Source organism: Romboutsia hominis (assembly GCF_900002575.1).
In the GTDB taxonomy this organism is placed as follows: Bacteria; Bacillota; Clostridia; order Peptostreptococcales; family Peptostreptococcaceae; genus Romboutsia_C; species Romboutsia_C hominis.
The window spans coordinates 1,686,670-1,702,967 of the sequence record NZ_LN650648.1; the positions used below are offsets into that span (position 1 = coordinate 1,686,670).

General features: G+C 26.6%; 14 protein-coding genes. 2 read left to right on the plus strand and 12 right to left on the minus strand.

The window, feature by feature from the left end:
- Window positions 1-5 precede the first annotated feature (5 nt).
- From FRIFI_RS08140 to FRIFI_RS08150, 3 genes are all read right to left on the minus strand, one after another.
- On the minus strand, window positions 6-1,313 hold the full coding sequence (locus tag FRIFI_RS08140) for a hypothetical protein (protein ID WP_092925391.1): 1,308 nt from the start codon (window positions 1,311-1,313) through the stop codon (window positions 6-8).
- A 281-nt stretch (window positions 1,314-1,594) separates the two neighbouring features.
- Window positions 1,595-5,809: a 2-hydroxyacyl-CoA dehydratase gene (locus tag FRIFI_RS08145; RefSeq protein ID WP_092925389.1), complete on the minus strand. Its 4,215-nt coding sequence runs from the start codon at window positions 5,807-5,809 to the stop codon at window positions 1,595-1,597.
- Window positions 5,810-6,109: 300 nt separating this feature from the next.
- Window positions 6,110-7,708, minus strand: a complete 1,599-nt coding sequence (locus FRIFI_RS08150) for a Na/Pi cotransporter family protein (RefSeq protein ID WP_166505571.1) — start codon at window positions 7,706-7,708, stop codon at window positions 6,110-6,112.
- 162 nt (window positions 7,709-7,870) lie between these two features.
- Here FRIFI_RS08150 and FRIFI_RS08155 point away from each other — a divergent pair, with 162 nt between their 5' ends.
- Window positions 7,871-8,035: a hypothetical protein gene (locus FRIFI_RS08155; RefSeq protein WP_166505572.1), complete on the plus strand. Its 165-nt coding sequence runs from the start codon at window positions 7,871-7,873 to the stop codon at window positions 8,033-8,035.
- Window positions 8,036-8,146: 111 nt separating this feature from the next.
- Here FRIFI_RS08155 and FRIFI_RS08160 read toward each other — a convergent pair whose 3' ends face one another.
- Window positions 8,147-9,316 (minus strand): CD0519/CD1768 family membrane protein, encoded by a 1,170-nt coding sequence (locus tag FRIFI_RS08160; protein WP_166505573.1) that lies wholly within the window; start codon window positions 9,314-9,316, stop codon window positions 8,147-8,149.
- A gap of 208 nt (window positions 9,317-9,524) precedes the next feature.
- The gene (locus FRIFI_RS15265) at window positions 9,525-9,659 is read right to left on the minus strand and encodes a hypothetical protein (protein WP_271893476.1); all 135 of its coding nucleotides are present in this window, start codon (window positions 9,657-9,659) and stop codon (window positions 9,525-9,527) included.
- 217 nt (window positions 9,660-9,876) lie between these two features.
- Between FRIFI_RS15265 and FRIFI_RS08165 the strand changes: the two genes are divergently transcribed.
- Entirely contained in the window at window positions 9,877-10,125 is a 249-nt protein-coding gene (locus tag FRIFI_RS08165; RefSeq protein ID WP_092925384.1) for a hypothetical protein, read from the plus strand.
- Window positions 10,126-10,153: 28 nt separating this feature from the next.
- Here the strand turns inward: FRIFI_RS08165 and FRIFI_RS08170 are convergent, their stop codons facing one another.
- From FRIFI_RS08170 to FRIFI_RS08200, 7 genes are all read right to left on the minus strand, one after another.
- The gene (locus FRIFI_RS08170; protein WP_092925382.1) at window positions 10,154-10,702 is read right to left on the minus strand and encodes a hypothetical protein; all 549 of its coding nucleotides are present in this window, start codon (window positions 10,700-10,702) and stop codon (window positions 10,154-10,156) included.
- A gap of 76 nt (window positions 10,703-10,778) precedes the next feature.
- Window positions 10,779-12,398 (minus strand): ABC-F family ATP-binding cassette domain-containing protein, encoded by a 1,620-nt coding sequence (locus FRIFI_RS08175; protein WP_166505574.1) that lies wholly within the window; start codon window positions 12,396-12,398, stop codon window positions 10,779-10,781.
- Window positions 12,399-12,488: 90 nt separating this feature from the next.
- A complete protein-coding gene (locus tag FRIFI_RS08180) occupies window positions 12,489-13,508 on the minus strand; it encodes a molybdopterin-binding protein (protein ID WP_092925378.1) in 1,020 nt (339 codons plus the stop codon).
- The gene (gene mocA, locus FRIFI_RS08185; protein WP_092925376.1) at window positions 13,495-14,073 is read right to left on the minus strand and encodes a molybdenum cofactor cytidylyltransferase; all 579 of its coding nucleotides are present in this window, start codon (window positions 14,071-14,073) and stop codon (window positions 13,495-13,497) included. The genes FRIFI_RS08180 and mocA overlap by 14 nt, the downstream gene beginning before the upstream one ends.
- Before the next feature lie 90 nt (window positions 14,074-14,163).
- Window positions 14,164-14,874, minus strand: coding sequence for a selenium cofactor biosynthesis protein YqeC (yqeC, locus tag FRIFI_RS08190; protein ID WP_092925374.1), 711 nt, complete (start codon window positions 14,872-14,874; stop codon window positions 14,164-14,166).
- A 106-nt stretch (window positions 14,875-14,980) separates the two neighbouring features.
- The gene (locus FRIFI_RS08195; RefSeq protein WP_207733574.1) at window positions 14,981-15,724 is read right to left on the minus strand and encodes an FtsZ/tubulin family protein; all 744 of its coding nucleotides are present in this window, start codon (window positions 15,722-15,724) and stop codon (window positions 14,981-14,983) included.
- Between the two features lie 18 nt (window positions 15,725-15,742).
- Complete coding sequence (locus FRIFI_RS08200) at window positions 15,743-16,234, minus strand: QueT transporter family protein (protein ID WP_166505575.1); 492 nt, start codon at window positions 16,232-16,234, stop codon at window positions 15,743-15,745.
- Window positions 16,235-16,298 lie beyond the last annotated feature (64 nt).

Consider the following 16,298-nt stretch of genomic DNA (forward strand, 5'->3'; position numbering starts at 1 on the left):
TACTTTTAATCAAACTTATTCCATGGAACTACTTCTACTTCCCCAAACCATCTTTCATTTAGTCTATTAGAAAATTCTCCTTTATATCCTATAAAAGATAATACTATTAGTTCTAAATACTTTGTCCCTATTTGTATTATATTCCACATATCCTCAACACTAAGATTTGCTCTATTATCTCTTCTGCTTGGATGCACTATTTTATTTCTAAAGTATATTACTAGATCTACCCCATCATCAAATCTTGTTTTAGTCCAATCATCAAATAGATCTAATTCTTCCATTCCATATGGGATTTTACATATATCTAGTACCATTTTTATATTTTTAGCTGCACTATTTAAGTCAAATTCATCATCATTAAGTATTTGTTCTTGCTCTACAAGTATCATATAAGATAGTGCTTCTAATGCAATTTGAATTGATATTATATTATTTTCTATTGTTATCTCACCTAATGATTCTATATACCAATCTATTACATTTTTTATAACTTGTCCACAATATCCATCTTCTAGTTTTTTGCACATTAAAGACATATACTTTTCTATATTATGGTGATTTGATATAGTATCTGTCCAAGTTGGTACAAACTTAAATGGAGTTACTATGTTTTCTCTCCATAACCTATAGACATTGTTATTTCCTTGATACCCTTTAGCTAAGCATATTCCAATATGCCTTCCACACATAAAGCTAAGTGCTATTGATATCCTATCTAAAAAATCTATTATATTATTAGTTTTAAATTGTTTTTTATCTTTTCTTTGAACTCTCCCTATATGAGTTATTATACTACCAGATTTTGATTTTAGTTTTTCATTTAATTCTTTTCTATAATCATACCTTTTATCTATTGTAACTACAAAGTCATTAATTTCAAATTGAATTCTACCTGCGAACAACTTATCCACGTGTTTTATAAGTGTTCCCGGAAATTTATCTAAGTTTATTATATGAAAATCTATATAATCTACATATGCATTTTTTGACTTTATATAGCTATCATTTGTATATCCTTCTATATTAAAATCATTTATCGAATTTATACTTATCGAAATTGGCTTATATCCATAAATTTCAAGTATTGCATTATCATAATCTAAATCTAAGTCTATATCTTCATCATATGCAGAAAGTATTTGTGCTTTAAAGTTTATAGATACTGGAGGAGTCATTTTATAATACACTATTCCGCTACATTTATATTTTTTATCTAAATAAATACAAAATCTACCTTGATATATGATTATATCTTCATCTATTTTGTATCTTAAGTATTCTGAAGATATAGCACTATTTATTTCTTTCATAATGTTTTCCTCCTTCCATGCAGTACTTCTTGATTATATCATAAATAATAAACTTTAGCTAAGATTTAAATTAATCGTTGTTATATCAATGTATATAACTATCTATTATACTAATTATCTTTTTCATTTTAACTTAAATTGATTTTATATAATATTATAGCATTTTCAATCTCTTCTTTTAAACACATATTTGAATTATTTCCTTACATAAAGATTCCCCTTAAAGTAGTGTTATCTAATAACTTTAAATTCTATCTATTTTAAGGGGCTTAATTCATACTTTAAAAATTATTTTTTAATGCTGTTGATAACATTAATTTAATTCTATTTATTTGATTTATTTCACTTGCTGATGAATCATAATCAATAGCTATTATATTTGCATCTTTATACATTTCTTTTATTTTCTTTATTTGACCTTTTCCTGTTATATGATTTGGAAGGCACCCAAAAGGTTGCATGCATATAATATTTTTAATATCATCTTCTAATAACTCTAACATTTCTCCTGTCAATAACCAACCTTCTCCTGTTTGATTTCCTAATGATATTACATTTTCAGTATACTTAGATATAGTTCTTATATTTTTTGGAGGAATAAACCTTTTACTTTTCATTAATTCTTTATTATAAGTGCTTTGATAAATATTCATTGCATTTATAAATAGATTTCCTAATTCTTTATTTATCCATTTTCCATCTAAATGTTTAAATTTATATTCTGCATTTAAGCAACAACTAAGAAAGAAGTTAGATAACTCAGGTACTACCGCTTCTCCTCCTTCAGCTTCTATAATATCAACTAAATAATTGTTTGCAAGAGGATGAAATTTTACTAATATTTCTCCTACTAACCCAACCTTAGGCTTTTTTATATCTATTAACTCTAAATTATCAAAATCATGTATTATACTTTTTATATTTTTCTTAAACTCTAATATACTAGATTTTTTTAATGATTCTTTGCATATACAAACCCATTTATCATACAATTTATTGGCACTGTTTGTATACTTTTCGTAAGGTCTTGTTCTATATAAAACTTTCATCAATAAATCTCCATATATACAAGACATTAATAATCTATTAGCCATACTAAGTGTAATATGTTTTGATAATCCATTTTTCTCTATTCCATTTACACTTAAAGATATTACAGGTATATCTTTGTAACCAGAATCATAAAGGGCTTTTCTTAAAAATCCTATATAATTAGTAGCTCTACATCCTCCACCAGTTTGTGTTATAGCTACAGAAGTGCTATTTAAATCATACTTACCAGTTTTTAAAGCTTCTATAATTTGACCTATAACTATTATTGCAGGATAACATGCATCATTGCTTACATATTTCAACCCCTCATCTATTATTTCTCTTTTTATATTTTCTAAAATAACCAAATTATACCCACTTAAATTTACTGTTTCTTTAAAAAATTGAAAATGTATAGGTGACATTTGAGGTACTAATATAGTATGTTTTTTATTTATTCTACCTTTTTTATATTCGATATGATCATTTTCTATATATTTATTATTTTTTCTTTCTTCTATTGCAGCTTTTAATGACCTTATCCTTATCTTAGCTGCACCTAGATTATTTCCCTCATCAATTTTTATAACTGTATGAATTTTAGATTTCTCATTTAAGATTTCTTTGACTTGATCTATTGTAATAGCATCTATACCACATCCAAATGAATTTAGTTGAACAAGTTCTAAATTAGAACTTTCTTTTACAAAACTTGCTGCTTTATACATTCTATGGTGATATACCCACTGATCAACTACTCTAAGTGATTTATTTATTTTAGATAAGTGACATATAGAATCTTCACTTAATACATTTATTCCTAAAGAGTTTATAAGTTCTGGTATTCCATGATTTATCTCCGGATCTATATGGTATGGCCTTCCACATAAAACTATACCTTTTTCATTTTTATCATAAATCTCTTTTAAGGCTTTTTCTCCCTCAATTTCTATATCTTTTCTGTATCTCTCTTGTTCTATATATGCCTTATCTAGAGACTTTTCTACCTCAGTCTTAGATATATTAAAGTACTTAAATAGTTCTTCATATAAGTTTTTAATAAGTTTCTCACGATTATTTAGACTTATAAAAGGATTAATATAATTTATATTTTTTATTTCATCTATATTATTTTTTATAACTTCTGAGTAAGATATAACTATTGGGCAATTATAGTTGTTGTCACATCGTTCATCTTCTTTTTTTTCATTAACTACACAAGGATAAAAAATATATTTTATATCTTTTTCTATTAAATCTTTTATGTGCCCATGTACCATCTTAGCTGGGTAGCAAATTGTGTCTGATGTTATAGATGATATTCCTTTTTCATATAAATCTTTTGATGAACGTTTAGATAAAACTACTCTAAATCCCATATTTGTAAAAAAAGTATGCCAAAATGGATAGTTTTCATATATATTTAATACTCTTGGAATACCTATTTCACCTCTAAATGCTTTAGATTTTTCTAATGGCTTGTAGTTAAATATTCGATTATATTTATATTTATAAAGATTTATCTTATTTTCTTTTATTTTATTATCATTATATAAAGCTTCTCCCCTCTCGCATCTATTTCCTGATATGAATAATTCATCATAAAATTTATTTATTGTTAATAAACAATTATTTGAGCATCCACCACATCTTGAAGTTTTTGAACTAACTTCTATGTTTTTTACTTTGTCTAAATTAAGTAAGGTGCTTTTATTGCTACCATTATGCATATCCATTGATATTAAAGCACATCCAAAAGCCCCCATTAACCCAGCTATAGATGGTCTTATTACCTCTTTGTTTATTATCTTTTCAAAACTTCTAAGTACTGAGTCATTATTAAATGTACCTCCTTGGACAACTATATTACTCCCTAAATTATCAAAATTATTTTCTTTAATAACCTTATATAATGCGTTTTTTATTATGGAATAGGAAAGACCAGCTGATATGTCTGCTATGCTAGCACCTTCTTTTTGTGCTTGCTTTACCTTTGAATTCATAAATACAGTACATCTTGAACCTAAATCTACTGGTAATTTAGATAATGTTCCTATTTTTGCGAATTCTTTTATGTCTATAGACAATGATTCTGAAAAATTTTCTAAAAATGAACCACATCCAGATGAGCATGCTTCATTTAATATTATATTATCAATTACACCATCTTTAATTTTTAAACACTTCATATCTTGCCCACCTATATCTAATATGAAGTCAACTTTATCATTAAAATACTTTGCTCCTTTATAATGTGCTATAGTTTCTATTTCCCCAAAATCTATACCTAATGCCTTCTTTATAAGACCTTCACCATAACCTGTTACTGTTGAGTAACATATATTAGCTTTTTTAGGTAATTTGCTATATATATCAATTAAAACTGCTTTGACTGTATCTAAAGGTCTTCCATTATTACTACTATAGTGACTATATAATATATTTTTTTCTTCATCTATTAAAACTACTTTTGTTGTAGTTGACCCTGCGTCTATACCTAAATAACAATTCCCTACTACTTTTTCTATATCTTTATATCCTATATCTTTTTTGTTATGCCTTTTTAAAAATATTTCATATTCATTTTTATCTTTAAATAGTGGCTCTAATTTACTTATTTTATTTATACCTTCTTTATCCAAATTCTTAATTTTATCTATCAATGATTCAAGGTTAACTTTGCTACCTTTTTTTGATATTAAACTAGCTCCCATACATACATAAAGTTGGGCATCCTTAGGAAATATTATATCTTCTTCATCTAAATTTAACACCCTCTTAAAAGCATATCTTAGTTCTGATAAAAAATATAATGGTCCTCCTAAAAAAGCAACCTTACCTTTTATCTCTCTCCCACAAGCTAATGCACTAACAGTTTGTATAGCAACTGCATTAAATATACTCATTGCAATGTTTTCTTTTTTAGCTCCATCATTTAAAAGAGGTTGTATATCTGTTTTTGCAAATACACCACATCTTGATGCTATCTTGTAAATCGTATCATAATTTTTTGCAAGTTCATTTAATCCATTAGAGTCGGTCTGTAAAAGATATGCCATTTGGTCTATAAATGCACCTGTTCCTCCTGCACATATACCATTCATCCTTTGATCTATTCCATCTGTTAAATAAGTTACCTTTGCATCTTCTCCTCCCAATTCAATAACCACATCAGTTTCTGGATAAAAATACTTTATAGCTTCTGTAGATGCTATTACTTCCTGTATAAAATCTATTTTTAGTCTCTTAGCCATATCGATTCCACATGACCCTGTTATTGCTACAGTTATTTCTCTACCTTCTAGTATACTTTGTACGTCTAATAATGTATCTAAAACTGTATTTTTTATACTTGACAAATGTCTTTTATAATTTTTATATACAATATTATTATCATCATCAAATACCACAACTTTGACTGTAGTTGAGCCAATATCTATACCTAATGAAAATAATCTATTCATGTTAAATCCCCCATATTTTCTGTTTATCTATTATTAAGTTTTATGCTTTTTTAGATATTTATATGTAGCCAAAATTTATAAGTTTTTTAAGTTGATATTTATATATATACATAAAAAATTCGCTTCGCTCATGTCTCCAACGACTTCGTTCGTTGCTTAAAAATTATTTTTGAGCTACTGTATATGCGAATACCTTTACTTTTTCTAAATATGTTACTATAACTTTAATTCATAGATTATCCACAACTTTCAAGTAAATATATTACATTAATAAATAAAAAAGCACACTTATTTAGTGTGCTAATAATTTAATACTCTTATAGCTATATTTGAGCAATGATCTGAAATTCTTTCTAAGTTTGATACTAAATCTAGATATAATATCCCAGAATCTATCTCACATGTATTATTGTTTAATCTGTATATATGATTTGCTCTTATTGATTTTTCTATATTGTCTACTTCTTCTTCTGTTTTAATTATTCTTTCAGCTATTTTTTTGTCTTTTTTATTTATAAGAATTAAAGCATCTTCATAATTTTTTTTGACTTTTTCAAACATTTCTTCAATTTCTTTTTGACCATCATTGGATATGCTTACATCTTTATCAATTGCTATTTCAGCAAGTTCAGCTATATTTTCAGAATGATCTCCTATTCTTTCCAAATCATTTATAGTGTTAAATAAATTATCTACCTCTTCTACTGAGTTACCAGTTAAAGATGTCTTAGACAATTTTAATAAATAGTTTAATATATTTCTTTGATAATCATTTATATCTTTTTCAATTTTAAATGTTTCTTCTACATCTTTTTTAGATTTATTTAAAAATGCACTCATAGATGAATTTAAGCATATATTTGTTACTTTAGCCATTTTATTAGTTTCTTTTAATGTATTTGCAAATGCTATTGATGGTGTTTCTAACATTCGCTCATCTAAATAAGTTTTAACTTCCTTTTCTTCTTCAGTTTGAGGAACTATCTTCATAGCTAATTTTACAATATACTTAGAAAATGGTAAAAGTATTATAACTGTTACTATATTAAATAATGTATGTGCATTTGCTATTTGTCTTGCTACATCTGTTGGATTAATTCTTGTTACTACTGCAACTATTGGCTTGTTTAATATTAATAAAAACATTAGTGTACCCAAAATATTAAATAATAAATGCATAATTGCTGCTCTTTTTGCATTTTTGTTAGCACCTATACTAGACAATAATGATGTAACACAAGTACCTATATTATCTCCATAAAGTATAGGAAGTGCAGATTGAAGTGGTATAATTCCTTGTGATGCTAATGCTATAAGCATCCCCATTGATGCACTTGAACTTTGAACTACTCCTGTTATTATAAGACCTAACAGTACACCAAGTAGTGGTCTATGACCAAAATTAACAAGTGCATCTGTGAATCCTTTATATTCAGCAAGAGGGCTGACAGCATCTTTCATAAACTCCATACCCGTAAATAATATACCAAATCCAAGCAATATCTCTGCTATATTTTTAGTTTTACTTTTTGATGAAAATAGATAAAGTGCTATACCTATACCTAAAGTTATAGGAGCAAGCCCCTCTAAATTAAAACTTACTAATTGAGCAGTTATAGTTGTACCTATATTTGCTCCCATTATAACTCCTATAGCTTGAGATAACGTCATTATACCTGCATTTACAAAACCAACTACCATAACAGTAGTAGCACTAGAGCTTTGTATTATCGCAGTTACTCCTGCTCCAACTAATACTCCAAGTAAAACATTACTTGTTAAAAGCTCTACTATTTTCTTTAGTTTTTCCCCAGCTGCTTTTTGAAGTCCATTACCCATTAATGTCATACCATATAAAAAAAGTCCTAGTCCTCCTATAAGACTTATTAGTATCTCCAAATTAATTCCTCCTTTGGTTAAACATCATTCTATATATATTTTTCTCATTTTTCCATTTAATAATTCACTCTAATTTCTAAAGCTACATTTTATTGATTAGAATAGTAATTATATTTTTAGGTTAAATTATTATTGTTCAATAAATTATTTAAGGAGGACTATATGACTAAAAAGAAAGCTTGTAAAGCCCCTCAACAAAGTAAAAATGTTGCAAGTTCAAGTCTAGAAATAGCTGAAGAATTTAATATATCACCAAGATTAAGACCTAGCAAAACTGGTTCTGTTAGTCAAAATACATCTAGACCTATAAAGCCTAGAAAGAAGTAATCTAAAATATAAAATTTTTATAGCGTAAGATTACTAATCAATATAATTTTAAATATCCTAATACAAATAAAAATAGACTTGGATATCATCTAAGTCTATTTTCTATAAATTTTATGAAATTAGCATAAATATAAAATGAGAAGATACACCTGCAATAATTCCACCTATCGTATGTGAAATTATTGCTTTACTAGTTAGTCCTCTTGCATTTAATGCATCCATCATACCTACATGAGTGCTTAAGTATCCACTCCAACACATTCCCATGGCCGTAAATACGGCTATATCATTAGGAGTTATAACATTATCTTTGATAAACTGTGGTACTAAACTCATAGCTGCACCAACTGCACCTAATGATGTTATAGGAAATGCTATAGCTTGTGCTGATGTAAATCCAAATAGTGGTTCTAATATAAAGTTTAGCTTCTTTCCTATTACAGGTAAAAGAGCTATACCTTCATATGCTGCCCCTGTATATACTTCTTTACCGGTATTTGGATCTATACTTGGGCCAAATGTAAGTAACATTACTAATGTACATACTATTAAAACACCTGGTATTATAGCTAATCCTAATTCTACACCTGATTTTCCACCTTCAAGTATTGCATCTAGGACTCTTTGGAATATACTTCCATCTCTTATTTCTCTATACTCTTCTATCTTAGAATTTTCTATTTCTAAACTAGTATTATCTATCTCATCTTTATAGTATTTTTTTGTAAAGTGCAACATTATTCTAACACTAATTATACTACCTATTATGGCACCTATATTTCCTACTAACGCCGGAAGTACATATTTTTCACCCTGAGATATCATAAATGTTGTAACTATAAGACCCATTCCAAAAGATGTACCCAAATTACAAAGTGCTGGTACTTGGTACTTTTTAAAATACCTAGTAAAAGATTTATCCTTGCTAAATGATATGATTGCTGGATTATCAGATAAATAAGTAGTTACAGCTCCTGCTATACTAGCTCCTGGAAGTCCATATAAAGGCTTCATAAAAATAGCAAATATTTTATTAAGTAGTGATATTACTCCAAATTCTGATAATAATGCACTTAGTGCCCCTGCTAAAACAGCCATTGCCATTATTAAAAATACAGTATTTAATAATAAATCGTGAGCAGTGTTCATTATGACTTTAAACATTATACCTGCTCCCATGATACTTGCTACATAGGTAAATCCGCCTAATAAGATAGCTAAAAATACAAATGTCTCTAGATTTACCGACCTGACTTTCCTTTTAGTTGTAGTATTTTGCATACAAATCATCCCCTATGTAATTATTATCTGTGTCTTTTAAACTTAAAATTATAAATTTAAAGAATATTTTTTATTATTCTATAATATATTAAATTTATTTTTATGTAAATATTTATTTTTTCTTTGCGATAATTTGCATTTATATTTATTAATAAAAAAGTACTACCATATGGTAGTACTTTAAACATTTACATTTATATATTAATTTCTACTTATTATCTATTATAGTTTTTGTTGTATCTAAATCTTTAGCTAAGCATTTTTGACTATTTATTCTTTCACTTACTAATAAGTAGTTGCTTATTCCTTTTAATGTTTTTGCTAATTTGTTTATCATTGCCATTTTTAACTCCCCCTTTATGTTTTCTACTTAGGATATTGTATACAATATACTGTATCAAGTCAATACTTTTATTAAAAGTTTATTTTTTATCAAATTTTTTATGCCAAACTTAATCAATTTAACTTATATATACAATATTATTTTATATTTTTGACTTTTAGTTTATAATAAAGGTTATAATATAAAAGTTAATTTTCATAAAATGAGGAGGTACGTCATGTCTTGTCCAAACTGCAAGTGCAATAAATCAAAAATAAGTAATGATGAATATGAAGAATTAAAAGAATATTTCAAAGATGAGATACAAGATTATAAAATTGTTGATTATATAAAAGATAATGGTAATCATAGTTCTTATGTTGAGGTAGAACTTGAAGACTATATCGTTGAAATTGAGGATATAGATACTGATAATTTAAATTTAGATAAAGTAATAGATGCTTTAATAAGAAATAGTGTTAAATAATTAAAAGTAGACTAATTTTAGTCTACTTTTAATTATTTTTCTCTGAATCTATTTTCATTTTTAATATTTCTAATTGACTTTTATATGCTACTAATTGTATTTCTATTTTTTCTTTTTTAAGCTGTATATTCTTTTTAGTTTTTTCACTTTTTGCATTTCTTATTTCATCTTCCATTTTAGTACTCATAGCTTCAAGTACATATACAGTCTTTTGTAATTTTTCATATACAGCCCTAGGATTATTATTTTGCTCACTTTTTCTCTCTAATATAAACATTATCTTAAAGTACATAAATGCAACAAAAATATTTATTACATTATCTAGTAACTCTTGTGTCATACTATCACTAATTATTGCTACTAAAATAAAAGATGCTATATTAAATAAAAATAGTGTAGTTAACTTATTTTTATTTTTGCCATAGTTATAATCTTCTTTATATCTAGCTAGTCTATATGGAATAGCTATTGTGACTATTGGTGATAAAAACAGTATATTTCCTTCTAATATAGCGTATATAACACTTAGTGCGGTTAAAAGCATTATGGCTTTATTAGTTATATCTACTTTTTTCATATATTTCTCCTTTTTGGATATTAAAAATACCTCCTTGCACAAAGTATAAAATACTCTGTGCTTAGAGGGTATTAATTTATTTACCATACATAGTTTTTAATTGAGCTTGTATGTCTTTATTTTCTAAGTATTCATCTAGCGTAGTTTTTCTATCCATAACACCACCTGGAGTTATTTCTATTATTCTATTTGCTAGAGTTTGTATCATTTCGTGGTCATGAGAATTAAATATTAATACTCCTGGGAACTTTTCTAAACCTTTGTTTACAGAAGTTATACTTTCAAGGTCTAAGTGGTTAGTTGGGTCATCTAAAACTAATACGTTAGCGTTACTTAACATAAGTTTTGATAACATACATCTAACTTTTTCTCCTCCTGATAAAACTTGAGCTTGCTTTAGAGCTTCTTCTCCACTAAATAACATTCTACCTAAGAATCCTCTTATAAAACTTTCACTCTTTTCTTCAGAATATTGTCTTAACCAATCAACTAATGAGTATTCTACACCATCAAAGTATTGATTGTGATTTTTAGGTAAGTAACTTTGAGAAGTTGTAACTCCCCACTTAAATGTTCCACTATCAGCAGTATCTTCACCCATTATTATATTGAATAATGTAGTTATAGCTATTTCGTCACCCATAAATGCTACTTTATCATCTTTATCAAGTCTAAATGATACATTATCAAGTACTTTAACACCATCTACAGTTTTAGTTAATCCTTCAACTTCTAAAACCTCATTTCCTATTTCTCTCTCAGGTGTAAATCCTACATATGGATATCTTCTTCTTGATGGTTGTATTTCTTCAACTTGTATTTTTTCTAATTGTTTTTTTCTAGATGTTGCTTGCTTTGCTTTAGAAGCATTTGAACTGAATCTTGCGATGAACTCTTTAAGTTGAGCTATTTTTTCTTCAGCCTTTTTATTTTGATCCTTAGCAAGTTGTAATGCTAATTGGCTTGACTCATACCAGAAATCGTAGTTACCAACATACATTTGTATCTTACCAAAATCAACGTCAACTATATTTGTACATATTTGATTTAAGAAGTGTCTATCATGTGATACAACTATAACGATAGAATCTTCAAGTCCCATTATAAACTCATTTAACCAGTTTATAGATTGGAAGTCTAAGTGGTTTGTAGGTTCGTCCATTATTAGTATCTCAGGCTTACCAAATAATGCTTGGGCAAGTAATACTTTAACCTTTTCTCCACCTGTTAATTCTTTCATTTGCTTATAATGTACCTCTTTAGGTATACCAAGACCCATTAAAAGTCTCTCTGCATTAGTCTCTGCATCCCATCCATCAAGTTCGGCAAATTCACCTTCAAGTTCAGCAGCTTTTATACCATCTTCTTCAGTGAAATCAGGCTTCATGTATAATGCATCTTTTTCTTTCATTATAGAGTATAGTCTTTCGTGTCCCATTATAACTACATCTAAAACTGTATCTTCTTCATATTTGAAGTGGTCCTGTCTAAGTACTGACATTCTTTCTTTTTCAGTTATTGAAACACTTCCTGTGTTTGGCTCTATATCACCAGCTAATATTTTAAGGAAAGTTGATTTTCCTGCACCATTAGCTCCTATTATCCCGTAACAATTTCCTTTAGTGAATTTTAAGTTAACATCTTTGAATAACTCTTTATCACCAAATCTAAGTCCAACATTTGTAACTTGTAACATTAATGTGTATTCCTTTCTTTCTTTAATTTTCGTAAATTACATAACATTTTTATAATATAATAAATATTTAATTTAGTCAACTGATGAGTACTACACCTTAGCAAAATTACAGGCTGGATATGTGCAAATATCGCAATTCATACAAAGTCCACCATGCCCATACATTGCTATATCTTTTTTAGTTAATTTTTCATCTACTAGTACTCTTGGTAAAATAACATCAAATACTGTTGTTTTATTATACATTGCACATCCTGGTATCCCCATTATAGGTATATCACCTTTATATGCTAATAAAAACATTGCCCCAGGAAGTATTGGTGAACCATAGGTTATTATACTTGCTCCACTTTCTTTTATAGCAGTAGGTGTTACATCATCTGGATCTACACTCATACCACCTGTGCAACATATAAGTTCTGCACCTTGATTTATAAAATCTTCTATAGCATTTTTTATCATAATAGTATCATCTTTACATATAGCTTGACCTATAACTTCACACCCAAACTTTTCAACCTTTTCTTTTATAACAGGTCCAAATTTATCTACTATTCTTTTATAAAATACTTCATTTCCAGTTGTAACTATACCAACCTTCTTAGGTTTAAACTCTACTACATTTACTATTTTTTTATTACCTACTATATTTTTTGCTTCGGTTAGCTTATTTTTATCTATTAGTAAAGGAATCACTCTTGTTCCTGCTACTTTAGTTCCTTTATTTACTATAAAATTATTATGTAGGGTAGATAACATTATATCATCTATCATATTAAGTTCTAATAATGTATCTACGTCTATTTTTAAAAGTCCATATTTATTTGATATAAAATCTATTTTACCTTCTTTTATATCACTAAAATCTAAATTTTCTCCTGCTGTTAAATCTTTTAAAAATATAGCGCCATCATTTTCATGAACCATATCTTCATTTTTTTCCCAAACATATAGATGATCTTTACCTAATGATAGTAAAACTTCTATATCTTCTTTTTTTACTATATGACCTTTTTTAAAAGCAACTCCTTTAAATTCACCTGGAATTATCTTTGTTATATCATGACAAAGTATATGTCCTATAGCATCTACTGTTTTAATCTTTTTCATATATTCCCCCTAATTGTATATAGTCTTTTTTTGTGTCAATATCAAATAACATATACTCACTGACATCTACATATTTTATTTTACATGAATTAGTTATAACTTTTTTACCTTTTTCATCTTCTTTTAAACTTAATAATTCCTCTCTTTTATACTCTGGAAATATTACAGGATTTCCTTTCCTATCTTTATATCTTGGAATTATTATAAAATCTTTATTTTCATTAAATTCTTCTATCATTTTATTTATATATTTGCTATCAATTAAAGGTTGATCTCCTACAAAAAACATATATCCAAAGGATTGCTTGCTATTATTTATACCTAATCTTATAGATTCACTTTGACCTATATAATTTTTTTTATTTTCTATATATTTATAGTTGTATTTTTTTGAAATATCCTTTATTTCATCATATGAACTAACAACTATAACTTCTTTAAATTCAACTTTTGATATTTCATCAAATACATATTCTATTATAGTTTTATCTTTGTATTTTAGTAAGAGCTTATTTTCTCCCATTCTTTTTGATAGCCCTGATGCCATTATAATCGCTGTTATCATTTTTTATATCCTTATTAATTTATTAAAAAGTTTATTTTTATACAAATATAAAACACTAATTATTTATGATATTAAAATAAATCTTATATTCTATACACAATAAAATAAATCATTTAATATACTTCCATATATTATTTTTATATTATGTTCATGTTTATTAATACTGTTAATAAGATTTTTTGCTATATCTAAATGCTTTTTTGTTTCTACTTTATTAATTAATAATATTTTTTCACAATTGATATTTTTAAACATACCATTTTTATTTATTACTATATCAACCATATTTTCTATAGTTACTTTATTTTTAGTGTTTGTTAATTTTTCAAATTCTTTAAGTCTATGTATATTTTTATCGTTTATACACATATCATAAGAAGTTATATCTAATACCCCTATAACTTTCGTGGTTTTAGGATATACTACCGGCTCGTTTATATTCCATCCTTTAAGCTTTTTTCTCTTAGAACCATCACCTTCTATTAAAAGAACATCAAAATCACCTTTGATCTTATCTAAATCATAAAAATCTAGCCCTATTATCTTATTATCTAAATTTATATATGATCCAACAATAACGACTCTTTCTTTTTCACATTTTTTATATTTTGCACTATCTAATATGTACATATTGTCATATAATTCTTTTGGCGGTACATATATTTTTGTTGTTGTGCTTATAAGTATTTTTTTGCTATTAATGCTAGATGCCAACTTATTTATAAGTGAGGTTTTTCCTCCAGCTCCTATTACTGTTATAATCTCTTGTTCTCTTAAGTTTAATGCTTCTTTTAAATTCATATCTACCCTAACTTTATATATTTATAAACTTTTATTTAATATTTTTTTAATGTAAAATAAAGAATCCATAGAATAATTATAACATTATTCTATGGATTTATACAGATTAATTACATACTAATCCTATTTTTATTTTATCTTTTGTTTGTTCTTTTACATACAATGAGAAAATGCTATCACAAGAATTTTCGCTTTTTTCTTTTATAATAGTTAATATATCATTTACAACAAATATCATTTCATCTTCTTTGCAATAATTAGATCCCATTTCAATAAATATTATTTGCTTTTTATTTAAAAGTTCATTATGTGATCCACTTACATTTTCTAGTAAATTTCTTACCATGTCTTCTTTAGATATGTCTTTACCAAACTCTTTATAAGAATATTTTATTCCACCATCTGTACATAAAGTTTCTTTTAAATCTGTTAAGTCTAAGTTTATCATGCATTGATATGATATAGATTCAACTAACATATTTACTAAATTTATAAATTTATCCATTGAAGCTTCATCTACTTTAAATTCTCTATTTATATTTACTTCGTCTTTATTTTCTTTATTAGAAGAATCTATTCCTATACTTAATATTCTTCTTTCATCTGCCATATATCCTATTGCATTGACTATCTGTAATGCCTTTTTATCTTCACTATTATAAGTTAAAAATAATAAGTCTACTCCATCTAATAATTCTCTAACATAATCCTTATCTACATCTTGATTTATAGATATTTCTTCTATATCCATATTATTTTCTAATTTAAATTTAATAGAATTTAATGTATTTATTCCATCATTTCCTATACCTATTATTTTAGCTTTTTCTAATTTTTCTTCTATATTCATAATATCTCCTTAATCAGATTACTTTAATAGTTTAAGATATTTATTTTCTAATATCTTAAATAATGGAACACCAATTATAGTTATTACTACAAATTGTCCAAAACCTACTTGTAGCATTGAAAGTATAAGAGGCACACCAAATAATTTATTTAGCATAATACCTATTATTATAGCATTTACTATTGTTGGCCATAATGATGCGATTAGTACATAACCTTTTTTTCCTTTCATTGTTTTACCTGTTAGGTAAACTAAGTATACACTTATAAATGTTGCCAAAGTTCCAAATATAATATCAGGAACACCATAAGGACCTATTACATTAGCTAAAAAACATCCTATTGTCAAAGCTAATATGTATTCCTTACTTATAAGTGGTAGTAGTGTCATAACCTCAGCTATTCTAAATTGTATTGTTCCATAACTTATAAAACCAAAAGCTAAAGTAACTGCTGCATAAACACCTGCTACTACTCCAGTTTTAACTATCTTTTTAGTGCTGTTTCTCATCTTTTTTCTCCTAAGTGCTTATTATTTATAGCCTAATCTACTTGGAAAAAATAAAAACCGTAGA